The organism is Cryobacterium sp. M23 (assembly GCF_002929655.1).
Taxonomy (GTDB): Bacteria; Actinomycetota; Actinomycetes; order Actinomycetales; family Microbacteriaceae; genus Cryobacterium; species Cryobacterium sandaracinum.
In genome coordinates, this window is sequence record NZ_PJJV01000069.1 from 12,932 (window position 1) to 33,226 (window position 20,295).

General features: G+C 66.8%; 14 protein-coding genes. 5 read left to right on the forward strand and 9 right to left on the reverse strand.

The features are described 5' to 3' along the window. Positions 1–30 precede the first annotated feature (30 nt). The 4 genes from CXY82_RS08375 to CXY82_RS08390 all read left to right on the forward strand — a co-directional run bounded on the left by CXY82_RS08375 (position 31) and on the right by CXY82_RS08390 (position 4,605). Positions 31–1,383 (forward strand): hypothetical protein, encoded by a 1,353-nt coding sequence (locus CXY82_RS08375; protein WP_146069078.1) that lies wholly within the window; start codon positions 31–33, stop codon positions 1,381–1,383. A 101-nt stretch (positions 1,384–1,484) separates the two neighbouring features. Then, positions 1,485–2,363: a glycosyltransferase gene (locus tag CXY82_RS08380; protein ID WP_104170515.1), complete on the forward strand. Its 879-nt coding sequence runs from the start codon at positions 1,485–1,487 to the stop codon at positions 2,361–2,363. Between the two features lie 56 nt (positions 2,364–2,419). After that, entirely contained in the window at positions 2,420–3,241 is an 822-nt protein-coding gene (locus CXY82_RS08385; protein WP_104170516.1) for a hypothetical protein, read from the forward strand. A gap of 2 nt (positions 3,242–3,243) precedes the next feature. After that, complete coding sequence (locus CXY82_RS08390; protein WP_104170517.1) at positions 3,244–4,605, forward strand: O-antigen ligase; 1,362 nt, start codon at positions 3,244–3,246, stop codon at positions 4,603–4,605. Positions 4,606–4,642: 37 nt separating this feature from the next. On the opposite strand, the gene CXY82_RS08395 is transcribed toward CXY82_RS08390, so the two are convergent. From CXY82_RS08395 to CXY82_RS08435, 9 genes are all read right to left on the reverse strand, one after another. After that, on the reverse strand, positions 4,643–5,785 hold the full coding sequence (locus CXY82_RS08395) for a glycosyltransferase (protein WP_104170518.1): 1,143 nt from the start codon (positions 5,783–5,785) through the stop codon (positions 4,643–4,645). Continuing rightward, positions 5,782–7,053 (reverse strand): glycosyltransferase, encoded by a 1,272-nt coding sequence (locus tag CXY82_RS08400; protein WP_104170519.1) that lies wholly within the window; start codon positions 7,051–7,053, stop codon positions 5,782–5,784. The genes CXY82_RS08395 and CXY82_RS08400 overlap by 4 nt, the downstream gene beginning before the upstream one ends. Further along, the gene (locus CXY82_RS08405) at positions 7,050–8,534 is read right to left on the reverse strand and encodes an oligosaccharide flippase family protein (protein ID WP_104170560.1); all 1,485 of its coding nucleotides are present in this window, start codon (positions 8,532–8,534) and stop codon (positions 7,050–7,052) included. The genes CXY82_RS08400 and CXY82_RS08405 overlap by 4 nt, the downstream gene beginning before the upstream one ends. A 5-nt stretch (positions 8,535–8,539) precedes the next feature. Continuing rightward, the gene (locus tag CXY82_RS08410; protein WP_104170520.1) at positions 8,540–9,679 is read right to left on the reverse strand and encodes a DegT/DnrJ/EryC1/StrS aminotransferase family protein; all 1,140 of its coding nucleotides are present in this window, start codon (positions 9,677–9,679) and stop codon (positions 8,540–8,542) included. After that, positions 9,676–10,428: a NeuD/PglB/VioB family sugar acetyltransferase gene (locus CXY82_RS08415; protein ID WP_104170521.1), complete on the reverse strand. Its 753-nt coding sequence runs from the start codon at positions 10,426–10,428 to the stop codon at positions 9,676–9,678. Before CXY82_RS08415 ends, CXY82_RS08410 begins: the two co-directional genes overlap by 4 nt. Beyond that, positions 10,421–11,569: a DegT/DnrJ/EryC1/StrS aminotransferase family protein gene (locus CXY82_RS08420; protein ID WP_104170522.1), complete on the reverse strand. Its 1,149-nt coding sequence runs from the start codon at positions 11,567–11,569 to the stop codon at positions 10,421–10,423. Before CXY82_RS08420 ends, CXY82_RS08415 begins: the two co-directional genes overlap by 8 nt. Next, the gene (locus CXY82_RS08425; RefSeq protein ID WP_104170523.1) at positions 11,566–12,564 is read right to left on the reverse strand and encodes an NAD-dependent epimerase/dehydratase family protein; all 999 of its coding nucleotides are present in this window, start codon (positions 12,562–12,564) and stop codon (positions 11,566–11,568) included. The genes CXY82_RS08420 and CXY82_RS08425 overlap by 4 nt, the downstream gene beginning before the upstream one ends. After that, positions 12,561–13,658, reverse strand: coding sequence for a Gfo/Idh/MocA family protein (locus tag CXY82_RS08430; protein ID WP_104170524.1), 1,098 nt, complete (start codon positions 13,656–13,658; stop codon positions 12,561–12,563). The genes CXY82_RS08425 and CXY82_RS08430 overlap by 4 nt, the downstream gene beginning before the upstream one ends. A 66-nt stretch (positions 13,659–13,724) precedes the next feature. Further along, positions 13,725–18,206 carry a DUF4082 domain-containing protein gene (locus CXY82_RS08435; RefSeq protein ID WP_158252143.1) on the reverse strand — a complete coding sequence of 1,494 codons (4,482 nt, stop codon included), beginning with the start codon at positions 18,204–18,206 and terminating at the stop codon, positions 13,725–13,727. A gap of 513 nt (positions 18,207–18,719) precedes the next feature. On the opposite strand from CXY82_RS08435, the gene CXY82_RS08440 reads away from it, so the two are divergent. Beyond that, the gene (locus CXY82_RS08440) at positions 18,720–20,276 is read left to right on the forward strand and encodes a sugar transferase (RefSeq protein WP_233199263.1); all 1,557 of its coding nucleotides are present in this window, start codon (positions 18,720–18,722) and stop codon (positions 20,274–20,276) included. The last annotated feature ends 19 nt before the right edge of the window (positions 20,277–20,295 follow it).

The following is a 20,295-nucleotide window of genomic DNA, read 5'->3' on the forward strand; positions in this document are numbered from 1 at the left end:
AAGGCCACCCCGATCAGGAAGGGCGGGACGATGAAGGCGCGTACGGCTCGGTCGGCAGCCATTATTGCGGTCGTGGCAGGAGCGGGCCTCGTCTCTGCCCTCGTCTTGATGCTCGCGAACCCCTCCCAGCCGAGCAACACCTCATCGGAGAGGTCCGCGCCCTCCGCACCGCCGCCGCCTGCCGTGACCTCGGCACCCAGGCCGACAACACTCGACCTGCCGCGCATCCCCTGGGAAGGCGGACCCGAGTATTGGAACCAATTCAGCGCCGCGGCTGCGGCCGGCTGGGACAACCCCGACTTCTTCCCGATTGTGGTCTGGTACAACGGTGTCTCCAACGATGCCGAAGCCCAGTACGACAAGGACCTGGGCATCAACACTTATATAGGCATGTGGGAGGGAACCGACTACAAGCTGTTCGAGGACAACGAAATTTTCTGGATCGGCACCAAGCTGAACGGAACGTTCACGGAAGCGAGCACCAACTGGGTTGGGAACTTCCTCGATGACGAGGTCGACGGCCGGTTCACACCGGAGGATGGCCGCGCCCACCTGCAGGAGCGCAGCGAAGAGGTTGCCGGCAACGGACGCTTCAATTACGCCAACTTCACCCAGACGGTCATCAGCACGGATGGGACCACGGCCGATCACCAGGCTTACGTCAACGATTACACCGACGCGGTGTCGGTTGACATGTACTGGTATACGATTCCGTTCTGTGATTGGTCGATCTACCGCGGCGAGGCCTACCTGAACCCGATTAGTAAGGACAATTGCCGCACGGCGTCGTCCTACGGCCAAACGATGGACATGCTGCGCCAACGGGATGCCTCGGACGGTGTGCTGCAACCGCTGTGGCAGTTCGTGGAGAATCTGAACGGGGGCCCCGGAGAGGGTCCGTTCGTGGCCAGCATCACGGCGGGCCAGCTCGAGGGCGCGGTCATGAGCTCAGTCATCAACGAGGCGCGTGGCATCGTGTATTTCAACCAGAGCTTCACCGGCCCCTGCCAGGGAGGAAGCCTCTTCCGCCAGTCGCAGATGGAGGAAGACTTCTGCGGGGCTCCCCAGGTGGCAGCGGCGCAGGCCGTGAACCACAGGATCCACTCTCTGGCGCGGGCGCTCAACACCCAGTCGTACGCACACAGCTTCGGGGCCGGACTCGACACGATGTTGAAGGCCGACAGCGGGTCTGCCTATATCTTCGCGATGGTGGACGGGACGTCCAACCCCGGCGAGCGCACCTTCACCCTGCCGACCGGCCTCGTCGGGACATCCGTCGAGGTCATCGGGGAAGATCGCACCCTCCCGGTCGCCGCTGACGGAACTTTCAGCGACACCTTCGAGCACGAGTACTCGTACCACATCTACCGCCTCGCCATCTAGGAGGACACCCGTTCGGGGGCAACTCGACCCCTTGGCGGCCCGTCCAGGATCGCGTACAACTGACCTCAAGCAGTGCGCAAACGTGAACCGAAAGGATACGCATGCCCAGCACCATCGACCATGTCCTCCTGACCCGGTTCAACCTACCCAGCGTGGGCGTCGAAAGCGTCGTGCGCGCCCAAGAGGGCTGGCTGCGCACGCGAATGGAACTTTTCGAGCGTTACTGTGTTCCATCCGTGCGGGCTCAGACGAACGAAAACTTCACCTGGGTGATCTATTTCGACCCGGAGAGTCCGTCATGGCTGCTGGAGCGGATCGAGGAATACCGGGCCGCGGGAACGTTCGTACCTCTGTTCCGGCCATCATTCAACCACTCCGAGCTGATCTCGGACCTCCGCAGTGTGGTGGGCACGCCCCGGTCCGAACTCATCACCACTAACCTCGACAACGATGACGGACTCGCTATCGATTTCGTCAACCGCCTGCAGTCCGGGCAGGCGCCTTCCGCGCCGACGGCGCTCTACCTCACCCGGGGGCTGATCATGAGCCCGGCGGGGCTGTTCCTCCGCTTCGACCGGCACAACGCATTCTGTTCGGTCCGTGAGAGCTGGACGGCCGAGCCCCGCACGTGTTGGCTCGACTGGCACGATCTGCTCCCCCGGCATCTCCCTGTCAGGGAGCTCGCCGGCCGCCCGGGGTGGCTCCAGGTCGTGCATGGAACCAATGTGAGCAACAAGGTCCACGGGCGCCTCAGCGCTCCGGGCCCCTACCGGGAACTGTTCCTCGGGCTGCTCGACGATATCCCGAACCCACAACCTGCCGCCGTGCTCCGTGACCGGCTGGTCGCCCAGCCGCTCCGCGGCATCCGGGACTGGTTCCGAGCTGCGGTCAAGCGCATGGGACGGGCAATCCTCGGGAAGGACGGCTGGGACAGGGCGAAACATCGGGTCGCCACCTGGAGACCGCCGGCTGCCCACTGACATCACGTCCATCCGACCTCAGTGTTATCCCTGGTCAACAAAGTGAAAGGTCATCAATGTACTTGCGCGACCTGATACGTAGCCTGCTCCGCAGGTGGTATCTCGTGCTGTTTGGGCTTCTTCTCACCGCAGGCCTGGCCGGGGTCGCCTTCCAGACCATCCCGGTTACGTACGAGTCCCGAGCGAGCATGGTCCTCCTTCCGCCGAAAATCTCTACGGAGCCCGACGGCAATCCCTACCTCTATCTCGGAGGTCTGGGCCAGGCCCTCGACGTGCTGACCCGCTCACTCGATGCGGATGCCGAGCGTGAGCGGCTCGAGGACGCCCACCCCGAGGCTACGTACGAGGCCATCGCGGACACGACCACAAGCGGGCCGATCATGCTCATCACCTCGACCGCGTCGACCCAGGCCGGCGCGCGTAACCTGACCGCGGCAGTACTTGAGGCCGTTCCGACGGCCCTGTCCGACCTGCAGACCGATCTTGGTGTGCCAGTCGATTCCCGGATCACGGTCATGACTTTGTCCGTGGACACAGCGGCCACCGTGGATGCGAAACTCCGAACGCAGGCCCTGGGGGTCCTCACCGCGGCCGGGGTCACCCTCACGATCCTGCTGACGGGCCTCATCGACGGTCTTCTGCGATCGCGCCGCTCGCGTCCCGGTCGCGGTCGCGGCACACACGCCGGCGACCAAACCGCACCGAAACCGGCCGAAACACCGGCCGCTCCCCCGGATCAATCACCGGCCGCATCGTCGAGCGCCTCTTCCCTTGCCACGACGCCGCCGGCCAAGACCAAGCCGGCCAGGACTGCTAAATCTGCCATTGCGGCCCGAACCCCACGCACCCCTGCCACGGTGCGTCGCGCCCGGGGTTGACCATGCCGGATCCCACCTCGAAGGTCCCGCCGTCGATCGTCGTCCGGATGGCGCGGCTTCCCCGCCAGGACGCGGTGACCGTTCTCACCGCGTTTCTGGCGCTGCTCTATGTCATCCCCTCCGATCGGACGATCGGGGGACTCGGTGGCGCAGGATCCCCCTCCGCTCTCTTCGCGCTGGCCGCGGGCCTCTGGTGGTGCTGGTACCAGTTGGCGCGGCGGGAACCGGTGGTGGACCTCGCGACGCAACCCGTGCGGTTAGCGCTGACCCTGTTTGTGGGCGCGGTCTTGGCGAGTTACATAGTCGCGATGCTCCGCCCGCTGTCGAGCTCAGAAGTCAGCGGCGCCGATCTCGGCCTGATCCGCCTGTTCGCCCTCGCCAGCATCCTGCTCGTTGCCACCGATCTCATTCCGAACATGGCGCGGCTCCGCATCCTGCTCCATCGACTCGTCGTGGCTGGCGCCTTGCTCGCGGCCCTGGGCCTCGTCCAGTTCGCAACGGGCCAGTCCTTCGTCTCGTCAATCAGCATTCCCGGGCTGAGCGTTTCCCAGGACTTCTCCGCCGTACAGGACAGGAACGGATTCGCCCGCGCCGCTGCCACGGCGATGAGCCCGCTCGAGTACGCCGCGGTTCTGTCGATGATCCTGCCGATCGCGCTGACGTTCGCCCTGACGGACACCACCCGTTCACGCTGGCATCGCTGGCTGCCCGCTCTCGTCATCATCGCGGCGCTGGCGGTCTCCGGGTCCCGTTCGGGCTGGCTGGGCCTGGCGCTGGGCATCGTCTCGCTCCTACCGTTCTGGTCGCGGCAAGTCCGGATCCGGGTGGCCGTCGCCTCCGCAGCGGGGCTGGCCCTGCTCTACCTGACCGTCCCCGGTATGCTCGGCACCTTACGGGGCCTGTTCCTCAATACCGGAAGCGACCCGAGCATCACCTCCCGTTCAAGCGGCTATGAGGACGTGAATGAAATATTCAGCCGCAGTCCAATCCTGGGGCGGGGCTTCGGCACCTACACCCGGGAGTACCGGATCCTCGACAACCAGTATCTTCTGACCGTTGTCGAACTCGGCACCCTGGGTCTGCTCGCCCTGGTCAGTCTGCTCGTCACCGGGATTGTCGTCGCCATCACTGCCCGTCGCTGGCCGCCAGATGCCCTCACGCGCCAGCTCGGCCCTGCCCTGGCGGCTTCGGTGCTCGCCGGGGCCGTCCTCACGGCGTTGTTCGACGCGTTCTCATTCCGCATGGCCGGAGGCACGCTCTTCCTCATGCTGGGGCTGTGTGGGGCGTACTGGCGTCTGGCCATCCGCAATCGGGCCAGTGGCCTTCCCCCGACCGAAGCGGACGCATTGTCGCAGCCAGGCTAGGGGCGGCGCGACAGTCCAGCGTCGGCAACGGTCGGATTCAGAGGAGGATATCGGACGCTGCCGATAAGTTGGTGACGAGGGCCAGCAGCTGGTCGGCACGGGCGCGCCAGGTGTGCCCCACCGCGAAGGCAATCCTCCGGTCGCGTTCAGCAGGGTCGATAGGGCGCCCGAGAAGCTCCCGGACCTGGCGCGCGAACTCCTCCGGGTCGCGGCCGATGGTGATCAGGTCGGTATCGAGCCAACGCACCGCGGGAAGATCTGTGGAGACGACAGGAAGTCCGGCGGCCAGATACTCGAGAATTTTGAGCGGGAAGCTGGCGCGGTTGAAGGCGGTGTCGGCGTAGGGCGTCAGCCCCACACCCATCCGCGCCATTCGGGCGGGCAGCTCCTCGAACGAAACCGCTCCGTGCCAGGTCACACCGTCCGCGGCGAGGAGACGATCCAGTTCACGCCGGGTAACGGTATCCCGGTCCATGCGCGGGCCGACGATGTCCAGTGGCGTGCCACCGGCCCTCACGGCCTCCAGGATCCCGACATCCAAGCGCTCGTTGAGCTGGCCCACGAGTCCCGCCCGTGCCGTGTCGGGTTCCGGCGCGAGCGCCCGATTCGGTTCACAGCCATTGGGCAGCACATGCACTGAGACCCCGTAGTCCCGTTCCAATGTCGCGGCCAGATCGGGAGAGACGGCCGCGACGACGTCCGCGTCACGCACGTTGCGGGCCAGGACCGACCACACCCGCGCGGCCGGCAGGCCCATCATGGCTGCTCCAGCCGGCCAGTCATCGGTGACGTATAACATCCGCAACCCAGCGACGCCGCGGGGGAACCGGGCCAGCGGAGACGCAAGGACGATCACCGCTGCCAACGCGCCGCTCGCGGCGAGGGCCGACTGAATGCCCCGGGCGACCACCCGCGCGGTCACGTGCCTGATTCCCGGACGGGACGCCCCGGGCGGCGCGAGGACCTGCAGCCGAGTGACCCCGGGCGCCACCGACGACCGTCCGGCCCGGTTCAATTCCACTCCGCCGCCGCGCGTACGCGTCAGCACAGAGAAAGGAGGGTCAACCCAGAGCGCCGGGACGCGGGTACCCAAGGCAGTCACCAGCCGGCAGTCGGTGCCCGCCACGCCCTCCCAGCGGCTGCCGGCGATGTAGACGACGGCACCAGGCTCGCCCGTCATGACACCCCCGTCCGGCTGCGGCGCAGGACCTGGGTGGACCCGGAGACGGGTCGGGCATTGAAATCGTCGGCCTGCTCCCGGCCCAGCGCGCGCCGGACGCGTTTTCCCGCGTAGTACCGGGCATAGCGGGCGAATGCGGCCGCGTCGCCGACGAGGGTGGACAGGGAACCCGGGGCCTCGGCCAGCGCGGCGCTGTAGTGCTCCACCTGCAACCCAGCGGCCCGAGTCACGGAGAATCGATCCTCGACGACGTCGCGGCCGAACGAGCCGAGGGACCGACGCAGGCGTCCATCACTGAGGACCTCGCGGAGGATGCCGGCAAGGGTGTCCGCTCCGTCCTCGGAGGAGCGACCTACCCCGTACCAGCCTGTCCAAAGGAAGCCCTGGACCGAATCGGGGGCCAGGAGGCGCCAGAACCCCTGTTCGCCCTGCACGACCAGTGGTTTCGCGAAGGCCAGGGCCCGGAGGGCCGATCCTCCCATACCGAGTGAGACATCCGCTGCTGCGTAGGCCGGCCGGGGATCTGAGATCTGGCCGGTCAGCACGATTGTGCCCTCCCCTGCCTGGGCGTTGATGAACCGGGCCTTCGCCTCCACCTCGCCCCGGGCCGGACCGTCACCGACCAGCACGAGCCGCGTCGGGATGTCCCGATTGACGCGCGCGACGGCGTCCATGGCCGCGAGGGTTCCCTCGAGTTTGAGCTCGTGGGCGAACCTGGTCACCGACACGACCGTCATCTTCCCTCCGTCGAGATGCCAGCGGCGACGGAAGTCGGCAAGTCCCACGTCCAGGTCAGCACGGTTGAAGGACACATCGACCGGAGGTTCGAGCACGCTCACCCTGCGGCGCCCGTTCGACCGTTCCGCAGCCGCGATCTCGGCCGTGCCGACCACTAGAGGAACGGTGCGCGGGATGAACGGCGGCACGGACATCGACATCACGGTGACAAAGGACCGGGCTGCCGGGCGTCGACGTGACGCCAGTACCGTCTCGAGTGCCGGCGGCCATTCGTACCCGTGCAGAATGTCGATTTCCCGCTCATCGATCAGGTTCGTCAGCGCCGCCACGACGCCGAGTGAAGGTCGCTTCCCCGGTCGCGGGGACTCGACGAATTCGAGTCCTAGATCCTCGATCCGGTCAATCAGGGCACCGGGCCGACCGAAGATGACGACGCTGTGGCCGAGCGCCTGAACGGCGGCCGCAATCTCGATCGCGTTGAGCTGGCTGCCGCCGAGCCCCAGGTCGTGCGGGTAGACGAGGATTCTCACTGGGCCCCACCGCCGACCCCGGCATCGGCCGGCACTGTGCCCAGGCCCCGGAGCGAACGGAGGGTATCCCGTTCCCGATGGAGGAGCAGCCCCATCACTGCCAGCGCGAGCAGCCCGGAGGGCAGCGCGGCCAGGAACGGGTTCTCAATGGCTGTTCCGGCCAGGAGCCCCGCAACCAGGACCAGGAGTCCGCCCGCGAGGGGAAGTCCGATCGGCTGGGCCACGTGTCGGATCAGTATCCCGGTCTTCTTCAGGCGCCAGAGGTAGAGCGGCAGGACGATTGACGCGGCCACCACCACCTGGGCGAGGCCGATGCCGCCCAGCCCGCCCCAGAGGGCTCCGCCGATGAGCGCCGGCACGAGCGCGGCCAGCCACCAGATCTGGATTTGGAACAGCGACCCGGATTTCCTCAACACGACGAGGAAGTCGTAGGCCAGTTCGAAGATGATCCGGAAAGCCGCCAACAGTGCCAGCCAGGTGAGAGCGGTCGCCGCGGGCGCCCAGACGTCGCCGTACACGAAGCGGATCACGGGGTCTGAGGCGCCTGCGAGGAAGAAGCAGACGGGTAGCGCGGCGGCGGCGAGGACGCGCAGGGTAGACCGGAACGCGGTATTCATCTGCGCCGTGTCATGTTGGAGCCTGGAGAAGGCAGCGGGCGCCACACTGCGCAGCGGCTGGGAGAACATGCTGACCGGCCAGCTGGCCAGGTTGAACGCCAGCACGTAGAAACCGAGCATGGTGGCCCCGAGGTATCGGCCGGCGACCAGTTGATCGGCGTAACTGACGAAGAAGACGATCAGGCTGGCACCGGCGAGGGGCAGCCCGAACGACAGCAGCGCATTGACGTGACGGCGGTCGAAACCGAGGCGGTACGGCAGCGGCGAGAACACGAGGAACAGCACGCCGGAGAGAACGGTTCCCGCGATGCGGCCGACGGCCAGGCTCATCGCACCCCAGCCCAGCAGAGCCAGGGTGACCGATAGCACCGCGCCGACCCAGACATTCACCTGGTCGATGATCATTCTGGTCCCCTGCCGGAACTCCCGCTGGAGCAGAGCGGCCGGGGTCGCGACCACTCCGTTCACCAGCACGCTCAGGACGAGCAGCCGCACGACATCGGTGGCGTCCGGGTCGCCCATCACGGCGGAGAACCAGGGCGCAAGAGCGTAGCCCCCGATGCAGACGACTGCGCTGCTGACGATGGAGATCGTGGTGACCGTCGGCGCAATTTCGCGCGGGTCGCCAGGCCACCGCACGATCGCCAGGCTCACGCCGAGCTCGTTAAAGCTCAGGATCGCCATCAGGGCGACGAAGGCCACGGCATACGTGCCGAACTCCTCCGGGCCGAGGACGCGCGCCAGGACGATGCCGATTCCGAGGGTACCCAGGCGCGACACGGCAGTGTTCGAGAAGCTCCAGAACAGCGCCCGCGAGGCTCCCGGAGCCTCGCGCACCGTCCTGACGCCCTGTCCTCCCGTCACAATCTTCACCCGGCTGCGCGGATGCCGGTCACCACGGCCGGCGTGCGCCCGATCGAGAGGGCGAGCTGCTCGGCGACGTAGTACTGCTGCTCGGGCTCCAGCCCCGGATAGATCGGCAGGGAAAGGATTTCGGTCGCCAAACGCTCGGCGACGGGGAAACGCCCCCTCGCCGGAACGGGGCCGGCGAACGCGGGAAGCAGCGGCACCGGCAGCGGGTAGTGGATGCCGGCGCCGATTCCGTGCGCGTTCAGCTCGGCCAGAACACGGTCCCGCTCGGGCACCCGCACCACATACTGGTGGAAGACGTGTTCGTTGCCGGGGACCGTGCGGGGGCAGGTCACCAGCGGCAGCCCGGAAAGCAGACGGTCGTAGCGCTCGGCCAGCTTCCTTCGCTCCGCGTTCCAGGATTCGAGGCGGGCCAGCTTGGCCGAGAGAACGACGGCCTGCAGGGAATCCAGGCGCGAGTTCGTGCCGACCTCAAGGTGTTCGTACTTCTGCAGGCCGCCGTGGTTGCGCAGCATGCGCACGCGCTCGGCGATAGCGTGCGATGAGGTCATCACGGCGCCGGCATCGCCGTACGCGCCGAGGTTCTTACCGGGGTAGAAACTCGTACCGGCAACGTCGCCGAGGGAACCTGCGCGGCGGCCGCGATGGCGGGCCCCTTGAGCCTGCGCGGCGTCCTCGATCAGCACGATGGACGGTCCCACGACCGCCCGGATCTCGTCGACCGCGGCGGTCTGTCCGTAGAGGTGCACCGCGATGACCGCCCGTGTGCGGGAAGTCAACCGGGTGCGGAGGTCCTCCGGGTCGAGCAGGAAATTCTCGTCGCAGTCCGCGAAGACCACGGTGGCGCCGGCCCGGAGAACCGCCTCGGCCGTTGCCACGAACGTGTTCGCCGGAACGATGACATCGTCGCCGGGGCCGATCCCGGTCCCGCGCAGGGCCAGCTCGATCGCATCCGTACCCGTGCCGACGCCGATGGCGTGAGCGACGCCACAATAGTCGGCGAAGGCGGCCTCGAACTCGTCGACGGCAGGGCCGAGGATGTAGCTCGAGCTGGCGATCACCCGATCGAAGCCGGCGCGGATCTCGTCGGCCACCTGCGTGTGCTGCAGCGACAAGTCGAGCATGGGGACGGTCGTCATTCGATTCCTCCAGTGAGTGCGGGCGTTCCGCGGACAGGTGTTGCCAGTGCCGGAGCAAGTGGCGCTTCTGGTGCGGGCACGGAAGTGGGGGGCAGGGGAACGAGCGGGCCGTCCGCGGCCGCGCGGAGGCGGCGGGCAGGCACGCCCACCCAGGTTTCCCGGTCGGGCAGGTTCTCCAGCACGGCGGATCCCATGCCCAGCACCGCCCCCCGGCCGATGCGGACACCTTCCCGCACGGCCGCGTTCATGCCCAAGTAGGCACCGGCACCGACCGAGACGTTGCCGCCGAGGGAGACACCGGCGCAGAGCGTGGCAAAGTCGTCCACCCGGTCGCCGTGTGTCAGCGTCACCGTCGGCATCACCACGGTATGGCGGCCGAGAACGACATCGGCGGTCAGCACGACGCCGGCGAGGACGATACTCCCCACGCCGATCCGGCAGGTGTCGGGGACCTCGACGCTGTGGTGAACGAGCCGGGCATAGCGGGAATCGGTCACCCCGAGCCCGGCCAGCCGGTCGGAGATCCGGGCCCGCGCCTCGCCGCGACCGACGCAGATCAGGATACGCGCGGCCGGGTAACGCGTGATCTGGTCGAGTCCTCCGAGAATAGGCACGCCGTCGACGGACGAGCCCTGCAGCCCGGGGAGGTCGTCGAGGATACCGACGAGGACGTACTCCGGACGGTTCCGGAGCAGGTTGAGGACTTCCCGGGCGAGCCCGCTCGCGCCCACCAGCAGGAGCTCAGTCATGACGTAGAGCGCCTTCCAGCTGCAGGGTGTCGATAATGCGCGCCTGGTCGTTCGCCTCGAGCTGGTGGTACAGCGGCAGGATGAGAGTGGTGTCGGCCAGGCGCTCCGTCACGGCGAGGGAGGCCCGCCCGGTGTCCCGACCGCGGTAGGCCGGTTGCCGGTGCGCAGCCATGATTCCCCGGCGGGCGGAGATGTCGGCCTCAGCCAGGCGCTCGAGCAACCCGTCGCGGTCGAGTGGGTATTCCGGCCCGACCTCCATCCAGAAGGACTGGAAGTTACTCTCCCCCCATGTGGGGTCCGCGACCGCACGCAGGCCCGGAACCTCCGCCACCGCTTCAGCGTAGGCGCACGCGAGTTCCCGCCGCCGCCGCACCGCCTCGGGCAGGCGTCCCAACTGCACGATCCCGATCGCGGCCTGCACGTCGGTCATGCGGTAGTTGAAGCCGATTTCGAGGTATTCCTCGGCCGGTGCGAGCACGGATGCGTGCCGGGCCTCGGCCGAGACGCTCATACCGTGTTCGCGCAGCCGCCGGGCCCGATCAGCCCAGACCGCCCGCCCGGTGGTCAGCATTCCGCCCTCGCCGGTGGTGAGAATCTTGCGCGGATGGAAGGACCAGGCGGTGAGGTCAGCGCCGGTTCCGACCGGGCGGCCCTTGTAGCGGGAGCCGGCCGCGCAGGCGGCATCCTCGATCACAACGATCCCGAGCGGGTCGCAGAGCGCGCGGATCGGGTCGAGGTCAACCGGGACTCCACCCTGGTCCACCACGATCACGGCGCTCGTGCCGGGGGTCAGGGCCGCGCTGATGGTCTCCGCCGTGACATTGCCGGTGAGCCGGTCGACGTCGGCGAACACGGCGCGTGCTCCTAGATAGGACGACGCGTTGGCCGTGGCGATGAAGGAGAACGAGGGCACCACGACATCGTCACCGGGGCCGACGCCCGCGACGACCAGGGCCAGGTGCAGGGCTGTCGTGCAGTTCGAGGTGGCGACCGCGTAGGGTGCTTCCACGGCCCGGGCGAACTGCTCTTCGAAGGCGGCCACGCGGGGCCCCTGGGCAACCCAACCGGATTCGATCACGGCGGTGACCGCGGCAACCTCCTCCGCGCCGAGCCAGGGCTTCATGACGTTGATTCGGTTCATGCCCGCACCGCCGACAGCGCCTCGGACCGGACCTCGTCCCGTAACGGCAGCCACCAATCAACGAGTTGCCTCAGCCCGTCCTCCAGGCCGACCTCGGCCTTGAAGCCGAGTTCCCGGCTGGCGGCGCCCGTGTCAGCGAGGCGCCGGGCCACGCCGTTGACGGCGCGTTCAGGGCCGTGCTCGACCGCGAGATCGGATCCCATGACGCGCAGCAGGGCCTCGGCCAGGCCGAGCAGGCTCGTCTCGGTTCCGCTGGCGACGTTGAATACGCCCTTCCGGCTGTCGCTGGTCGCGGCCAGCAGGTTCGCGCGGGCGATGTCGGTCGTGAAGACGAAGTCCATGGTCTGGCTGCCGTCGCCGAAGATCAGGGGTGGCTTGCCGTCCATGATGCGCTCCATCCACCGCACCAGAACCTCGGTGTAGAGGCCGTGCACATCCATCCGCGGTCCGTACACGTTGAAATAGCGGAGCAGCACGTAGTCGGTGCCGTACATGGCCCGGAAGCTGCGCAACATCCCCTCGTTGAAGGACTTCGCCGCACCGTAAAAGGTGTCGTTGTTGTGATGGTGGTGGCGTTCCCCGGTCGGGAACTGTTCGGCCATGCCGTACACCGACGCGCTGGAGGCCGCGATGATTTTGCCGACCGAGTGCGCCTGCACTGCCTCGAGCACGTTGAACGTGCCATCGACCAGCACTTCGAGCGCGAGTCGAGGCTCTTCCGCGCACTGGGTGATGCGGATCGCAGCCTGGTGGAACACCAGGTCCTTGCCGCGGGTCACGTCGTGCACAAGGTCCCGGTCGCGGATGTCCCCCTCCACCACGGTGACCCGGCCCGATTCCAGTGCGGCGGTCAGGTTGCTTCGGCGACCGCGCACGAAGTTGTCCAGTACGTCCACCTGGGTCGCGCCCGCATCGAGCAACTGGTCGACCAGGGTCGATCCGATCGTGCCGGCGCCACCGGTGACGAGCACACTTGCTCCCTGGAGCACGCTCATCGCCGTACCTCCACGAGGGGCTCGCTCGGCACGGGCCGGGGGGCAGGCTCCTGGTCATGGTCGATCGACGCCATCCTTCCTTCGTTCGCCAGGCTGCGGCTCGTTGCCTCCAGCACGGACAGCACCCGCAGTCCTGCTTCACCGTCTGTGCGCGCGGGGCGCCCCTGACGAATGCTGGCCGCGAATTCGCCGGCCACGACCCCGAGAGCCTCCCGCTCGGGCAGCGCAGGCGACCAGGTGTCGCCGAGGCGGTAGGACACCGCCGACGAGGCGCGATCGATGCCGTCGACGGACTGCTGGGTCAGGTCGACACCGCGATCGTAGACGCTGAGCCGCTGCTGGGGGTTGAGGTCGTCCCAGACGAGCGTGCGGTCGGTCCCACCAATGACCATCCGGCGGATTTTGGTGGGACTCAGCCAGTTGACGTGCACGTGGGCGATAGCCCCGTTCGCGAGCGGGATGGTCAGGTAGCCGATGCAGGCCTTTCCGGCGCCGAGGGGGTCAGCCCCCTGCGCCGCCACGGCCGTCGGGCGGAGCCCTCCCGGCAGCAGGAAATCGATGATCGACAGGTCGTGCGGAGCGAGGTCCCAGAACACGTCGACATCCGGCTGGACCAGGCCCAGGTTGATCCGCACCGAGTCGATGAAGAGCAGGTCGCCGAGGGCGCCGTCCTGAATGAGTTCGCGAATCTTCAGGACGGCGGGCGTGTAGCAGTACGTGTGATCCGTCATCAGCGTGAGTCCGTTCAGGGCCGCTTCGGCAACCATCTCCGCGGCCCGTTCGCGGCTGTCGGCCAGTGGCTTCTCGACCAGGACGTGCTTGCCCGCCCGAAGCGCCGCGAGCACGACGCGATGGTGTGTTGCGGCCGGGGTCGCGACTGCGACGGCGTCGAGGTCGTCCCGGGCGAGTAATTCGTCGAGGTCGGTGTACACGGAGGGAGTGCCACTCACCCCGTCGGCGACCGCCTGGGCACGGGCCCGATCGAGATCACACACGGCCACCAGATCCCACTCGGCACTGGCAGCGAAGTTGCGTGCCAGGTTCGGACCCCAGTAGCCGGCTCCGATGACCGCGATTCTCAATCGTGACGTCACAAGTGTCCTCGTCTTTCATCAGCCGGCCGTCAGGCCGGACAGTCGGGTAGTCGTCGTTCGGTGTTGCTAGGGAGCCGGGACGAAATACACATCGACCCAGAAGTTATGGTTCGATGTTTGGTTCGGTTGACCGGTCCCGTAGACGTAGACCGCTCCGCCGGCCGGTGTCGAGAGAGGTCCGGACGTGATGGGCGCGGACACCCCGCCTAGATCGACGGCGTAATGACCGGTCGTTGTGAAGTACGTGGCACGGTACTCGGCCCCGGCTGTTACGGCCACGGCCCGGTCGAAGGCCACGCTCTGCCAACCGCTCTCGGTCTCGTTCACGAACATCGCCGTGGCGAGGAGCTCCCCGGTACTCGACCAGAGGTTGGCCGTGTGCGCTCCGGTGTTCCCTGCTCCCTTGTAGAAACGGATGCCCGTGATCGTTCCGTCCTGGGCGGAGGTGAACCGAGTACCCACCTGGATGGGCCCCGCATCATCCCACGACGTATTGACCGGGCCGCTATCCGTCGCGAAGATCGACACGCCGGTCGGTGTCGCCGTCGACGGCGCCGCCGCTTCGGTGCGATACACGATGTCGACGAAGTAGTTCGCCGCGCCGTACGAGTAGGTCGGCAGGCCACCGGCCGCTCCATACAGATAGAGCCCGTTCGATGTAGCCCGTGCGGTGAGGGGACCGCTTGTCTTGGCGGACGTGAAGTAACCCGGCGTGTAGGAATAGTGCCCTTGCGGGGTCAGGTAGGAAACCACGTAGCCCTGACCGACGGCCAGCGGGACCGGGGTCGCGAGTTGGGCGGTCTGCCATCCAGTGTCGCTCTCGTTGTTGAAGGTGACGGTGGCGAGCAGCTGCCCGTCCGCGGTCCTGAGGTTGCCGGTGTGGGTGCCGACGTTGCCTGCTCCTTTGAAGAAACGGATCGAGGTGACGGAACCGGCCTGAGAGGGAGTGAAGGCGACGCCGACTTCAACCGGTGACGCGTCATCCGCCGACGTCACGGCCGGGGACTCGGTGCCGAACAAGGTGGAAACGATTGACCCGCCGGACGTGTCCGCCGTCGTGAAGGTCCACGTCTTGGCCGGCAACGTCGCACCGGAATTGGCGATGACGCCGGTCAGGCCCACGAGCACGTCCGCGTCTATCGGCAGAGCACCGGTGGGCTGGAAGGTGATCGTTGTTCGGTCTGCCGACAGGCTGGTGGTACCGGCGATCGCCGATCCGCTGCTGGTCGCGGTGAGCGCGTAGCCGTCTGCGATCGCGGCGGACAGCGACACGCTGATACCGGCATCCGGGCCGACGCCCAATGCTCCCGAGGCCGGAGACCTATCCACGATCGAGATCGGGTCCGGGCTGCGCTCGAAGGTAACGTCGACGAGATAACTGGTCGACGACTGGGTGCCGGGGTAGCCGGAGGAATAGGTGTACGTGCCTGCCCCGGCCTCAACCGTCAGCGGGCCCCAGGTAAAGCCGCCCGCGGCGAACGCTCCGAGGGTGGCCGAGTACTGGCCCACGGTCGTGTTGTACGCGGCGACGTAGACAGTCCCCGGAGTCACGGCGATCGGCTCGGCGAAAGTGAGCGTCTGCCATCCGGCGCTGGTTTCACTCGTGAAGGTCCCCTGGGCCAGCGAAGTGCCGTTGCTGTTCCACAGCGATCCAACATGGGTACCGGTGTTGCCGGGACCCTTGTAGAACTTCACACCGGTGATGACGCCCGGCGCCGAAACCGAGAACCGGGTCCCGAGCGTCACCGCATTGGGGTCATTGACCTGCAGGATTCCGGGCACGGTGCCGTCGTCGTAAAGGCTGCACGGGCAGACGCCTTCTTCAGCGGGAGGCCGCACTGTGGTGAAGGTCCAGGACCCGCCACTGGACAACGGCTGGCCGCCGGTGCCGGAGGCTGAGAGGGTCACCGAGTAGGTGACGAAGCCGTTGAGCGGCTCACTCGGCTGGAAGGTCGCCGTACGGGTGCTGGAGTCGTGGCCCGTCGTGCCGGGGACGGTCGCGCCCAGCGAATCGACCACGTTGAACGACACCGTGGCCGGGTCGGCCGGGCGGGAGAACTGAGCGCTGATGTTCGTGGTCAACGGAACGCTGGACGAGTCGGGCAACGGCCACTGGCTGATCGCCGTGAGCGGCGAGGAGTCCGTGGTGGTGAATACGGCATCCACAAAGTAGTTGCCGCCCTGGTAACTGTCGGTCGGGAAGGACCCGTTGGTGTTGTAGACGCCCGCCGGAGCAGCGCCAAACCCTCCAGCGACGGTGAGCGGCCCCGCGTTGTCGCCGCGGTAGGCCCAGTAGCGGCTGGCGGCCGAGTAGCGGCCCTGGGGCGCATTGTACGAAACAACATAGGTCTGGCCTGCCTGCACCGAGACCGTGGGCGAGATGTTTGCGGTCTGCCAACCCGACGCAGTCTCATCGGTGAAGGTGGCGGTTGCGAGCCGGACGCCCGAGGAGCTCCAGACGGAACCCGTGTGCACACCCGTGTTCGCCGCGCTCTTGTGGAACCGGACCCCGGAGATGAACCCGTCAAGGGTGGGCGTGAAGCGGAGGCCGAGTTCGACGGAATTCGGATCCCCCGCGTCGGCCACGGCTGGGACGACGTTTCCGAGGAGGGAGTAGGGCCCTGTGCTCGAATAGCCAACAGTGAGGGGCGTGGCAGCGTAGTTGGCGCTGTCGTCCACAGCCCGTATCTGCACGGCCTGGCTGCCGGCGCCGGTCTGCATGTAGGTGTACGACCAGGTGGTGGTTCCGCTGGCCAGGTGCCAGGTGGATCCGTTGTCGGTGGAGACCTGGATCGCGGCGACGACTCCGCCGGAGTCCGCAGCAGTCCCGGTGAGCGTCACGCTCGAACCATGCTGGATCGCCGTTCCGGGGGCCGGCGACGTGACGGCGGCGGTCGGCGGGGTGACGTCCGTGGACTTTGCCGCGGCTACCAGGGCCGACTCCAGCGTGCTCGGCTGCGCCCCCATGTCGGCCAGGAGGTTGACCTGGGCCTGCTTCATCCGAGCGTCGGCCGGGGCGCCAAGGCCGTCATGCTCCTGATCGAGGCCCCAGGTCCACTGTACGCTGCCAGCCGAGAAGACGAGGGCGCCGCTGGACGCCCGATAGAGCGTGAGGTTGTGCGTGGTTGTCCTCGGAGCGACGGTGTTGCCGAAGTCGGTGAGGTACTCGGGAACGGCGCCCGTCGTCGTGGACAGCCGAATCAGGCCGGACTGCCGGAATCCGTTGTCGACGTCTTCATTGGACTCGTACCCGACCGTGTGCGGGGCCAGCGCCCTCGTCGTACCGGCGGCGAGCTGGTTGAGGCCGGTGTTGCGCCACAGCCGGAGCTTGCCCTCCTGAGCCGAGACGGTCACCGGCAGGTCGGAGAAGTTGGACATATACATCGTGCCGGTCAGGCCGTTCTCGGGCAGGCCGGCGCCCGCCGCCGTCGAGGCGAATCGGGGGTCGCGCCAGGTGCCCGTCCATTCCGGGCTCGGGTCGATCTTCGCGTTCGCCTTGGTTTCCTTGTACGACACCAGGGTGCGGTACGGCGTGCTGGGACCGGCGACCGATGGCTCGTAACGGGTACGCCAGTAGGCCTCGTTTCCGGAGAGGAATTGCAGGTTGACTCCCGCCGCGCGCGCTGCCTCAACATTCGTCCGTTGCGCTCCCGACCAGTACTCGTCGTGGCCGACCGAGAGGAACACCTTGTGCTTGAGCAGGTCGGATCCGAAACGATCGGTGTCGATCCCGCTCGTGTACGTGACGCTGTACCCGTTCTTCTCCATGAACCTGACCAGCGGGTACTCGTTGGAGAAATAGAAGTCGCGACCCTCGCTGTCCCCCCGGGTGGCGAAGGGACGGTTGTAGCTCACTTTGTAGGCACGACCGTTGGGGCCCTCGTACATGCTGGTGCCGCCGTAAGTGTTGTAGGCCTGCCAGGTGGTGTCGGACGTCTGGAAGAGGACGTCCGCCTCGCTGGCCCGGTCCCGTACGACGAAGGTGATGTGGCTCTGGCCACCCGTGTCCGTGCGCGTCAGCAGGGCGAAGTACACCCCGGAGACCGCCGTGGCGGGAACATTCCATGACGCGGACACTCCCCAGTTGCCACAGTCGACAAGCCCCGTGGCAACATCTGACAGGCACTGAGGTTGCCGCTGCGGCAGGCTCGCCGACGGGTTGACCGTTGCGATGGCGCGCGCTCCGAGGCCCTGGTACCAGCCCGTGCGATAGATGGTGACAGTGTAATTCGACGCCGAGGTGTCGACCTTGAAATCGACCCGGGTTCCGACATTCACGCTCATGTCGGTCGCGAAGCCCTGGATGCTCGGGTCACCGGAGCCGTCGATGTCCCAGACGCTGGAACTGGTACCCGGTAGCGCGTTCTCGCAGACAATCGGATTGGCGTCAACACATACGGTTGCCGCACCGGCCGACGGACCTGCCAGCAGAATAGTGCTGGACACCAGGGCGATCACCATCGCATACGCGCTCAGTGCGAAGAAAGTCAGCCGGTTGCGCGGCGCGCGATTCGCCAGACGTGGGCTGGAGGTCTCTTTTGCGGTCATGAATGAACTCCATGGCATCCCGGGTGGCGTGGGTCGTTCGGGTAACGACCGCCGTTGCTGGTCTTCGTCAGGGTAGGTAACGAAGTGGACGCCGTTCCAGCTGTGCGTGAGAGCCTGCGCGAGAGCCAATGGGCTGAAACCCACTGATAAATAGCTGAGGTTCGCTCACAGGAGAGAGAATGCCACAGGGCTCCGACCTTCGCGCCCCCCGAATGAGTTGGATTTTCACCCCCCGTTTGGGGCCCCAGCGGTCTCGGGCGTTCGGGGTATGTTCAGCGGAAGCAAGTGAGCTTCAGTCACTATTTGAATCATCCGGGTGGTCTCGTTCCCTAGACAGACTCCCCAGGTGAAACCCATCCCGCTCTGTAAACCCGAAATGCAGGGGATTTTCGTGAACACGTCCGCGACGTGTCGGCGTATTTGTCGGCCCATTTTTGCCGGCCCTACCCAGGCCCAGCCCCGAACACTCCAACGCGCTCTGCCGCAAAGTTCCTTTGGCGGGGTGAGCACACGATGACGGACCCACGCCCGCGCCTGCCCTTCGCCGGGACTCCGCCCATCGCCCAGCCGAGACTGGCATTGGTGCCGGCCGCGGCGCCCCAGAACCCTGATGTCAGCACGCCTGTTATCCGCGTTGACGCGCAGACATCCGGTCTGGTCTGGGCCAGGCGGTTTCGCGCGAAACTCCTGATGAGCGACGCGGGCGTCGTCATGGTTGCGGTCACGACAGCCCTGATCGTCAGATTCGGCGGGGAAGGTGCCCAGGCATCCGTCGGTGGATATCAGGCCGACTACTGGCTGGTCGCTCTGCTCATCGCGCTCAGCTGGATCGCGACCCTGGGAGCTTTCCACACCCGGGATTCGCGCGTCATCGGCATCGGGGCCACCGAATACAAGCAGGTGATCAACGCGAGTGCGCTCACCTTCGGGCTCCTTGCCATCGGTTTCCTGGCGTTCCAGGTCGACGTCGCACGCGGCTTCTTTGTGCTCGCCCTCCCCCTCGGCATGTGCGGCCTGGTTCTGGAACGCTGGCTGTGGCGGCGATGGCTGCTGCGCCAGAGGGTCTTCGGCCATTACCTCGCGCGAGTCATCGTCGTCGGCAATCGCGCCGATGTCGAATACGTGGTAGGACAAATCGAGAATGCCGGTGCCACCTACTACGTCGTGGGGGTCGCTCTCGTGAACGGCTCGAAATCCCCAGTCAAGACGGGCAACCGGTCAATCCCGGTGGTTTCCGACCTGGGCCATGTCGCGGCCGCGGCGGCGGAGCTTGCCGTCGACACGGTGATCGTCGCGGGCCGGCCCACGGGAGGGAGCGAGTACATTCGCAGCCTCGGCTGGGAGCTGGAGGGAACATCCGCCGAGCTGGTGCTGTCCAACCAGCTCACGGATGTCGCCGGTCCCCGGATCCATTTCCGGCCGGTCGAGGGGTTACCTCTAATCCACGTGGAGATCCCGCAGTTCGAGGGCGCAAAGCACGTGCTCAAACGCGTCCTCGACATCGGCGTGTCCGGGATGGCACTCCTCATTTTCTGGCCGCTCCTGGTGGCCATCGCGATTGCGGTCAAGCTCGATTCACCTGGTCCCGTGCTCTTCCATCAGGAGCGGTGCGGGCGCAATGAGCGCACTTTTCAGATGATCAAGTTCCGGTCCATGGTACAGACGGCGGAAGACGACCTCGCGGGCTTGCTTGACCAGAACGAGGCCTCCGGGGCACTCTTCAAGATTCGCAATGACCCACGCATCACTCGGGTGGGTCGCGTGCTCCGCAAGTACTCGCTGGACGAACTGCCTCAGCTGTGGAACATCCTGGTCGGGAACATGAGCCTCGTCGGCCCGCGCCCGCCGCTTCCGGTCGAGGTCGAAGCCTACGAAAGCCACGTGCATCGTCGGCTGTATATCAAGCCGGGCCTGACCGGGATGTGGCAGGTCAACGGCCGGTCGAACCTGAGCTGGGAGGACAGCGTGCGGCTGGACCTTTACTACGTCGAGAACTGGTCGCTGGCCGGTGACCTGATCATCATCTGGCGCACCTTCAAGACCGTCATGCGACCGGTGGGTGCGTACTGATGGCTGGCACCAACGGAGG

Excerpts from the sequence above, each read along its gene's own strand:
- CXY82_RS08375 (WP_146069078.1), top strand. The coding sequence starts at position 31 with ATGAAGGCGCGTACGGCTCGGTCGGCAGCCATTATTGCGGTCGTGGCA.
- CXY82_RS08380 (WP_104170515.1), top strand. The coding sequence starts at position 1,485 with ATGCCCAGCACCATCGACCATGTCCTCCTGACCCGGTTCAACCTACCC.
- CXY82_RS08385 (WP_104170516.1), top strand. The coding sequence starts at position 2,420 with ATGTACTTGCGCGACCTGATACGTAGCCTGCTCCGCAGGTGGTATCTC.
- CXY82_RS08390 (WP_104170517.1), top strand. The coding sequence starts at position 3,244 with ATGCCGGATCCCACCTCGAAGGTCCCGCCGTCGATCGTCGTCCGGATG.
- CXY82_RS08395 (WP_104170518.1), bottom strand. The coding sequence starts at position 5,785 with ATGACGGGCGAGCCTGGTGCCGTCGTCTACATCGCCGGCAGCCGCTGG.
- CXY82_RS08410 (WP_104170520.1), bottom strand. The coding sequence starts at position 9,679 with ATGACGACCGTCCCCATGCTCGACTTGTCGCTGCAGCACACGCAGGTG.
- CXY82_RS08415 (WP_104170521.1), bottom strand. The coding sequence starts at position 10,428 with ATGACTGAGCTCCTGCTGGTGGGCGCGAGCGGGCTCGCCCGGGAAGTC.
- CXY82_RS08420 (WP_104170522.1), bottom strand. The coding sequence starts at position 11,569 with ATGAACCGAATCAACGTCATGAAGCCCTGGCTCGGCGCGGAGGAGGTT.
- CXY82_RS08425 (WP_104170523.1), bottom strand. The coding sequence starts at position 12,564 with ATGAGCGTGCTCCAGGGAGCAAGTGTGCTCGTCACCGGTGGCGCCGGC.
- CXY82_RS08435 (WP_158252143.1), bottom strand. The coding sequence starts at position 18,206 with ATGACCGCAAAAGAGACCTCCAGCCCACGTCTGGCGAATCGCGCGCCG.
- CXY82_RS08440 (WP_233199263.1), top strand. The coding sequence starts at position 18,720 with ATGACGGACCCACGCCCGCGCCTGCCCTTCGCCGGGACTCCGCCCATC.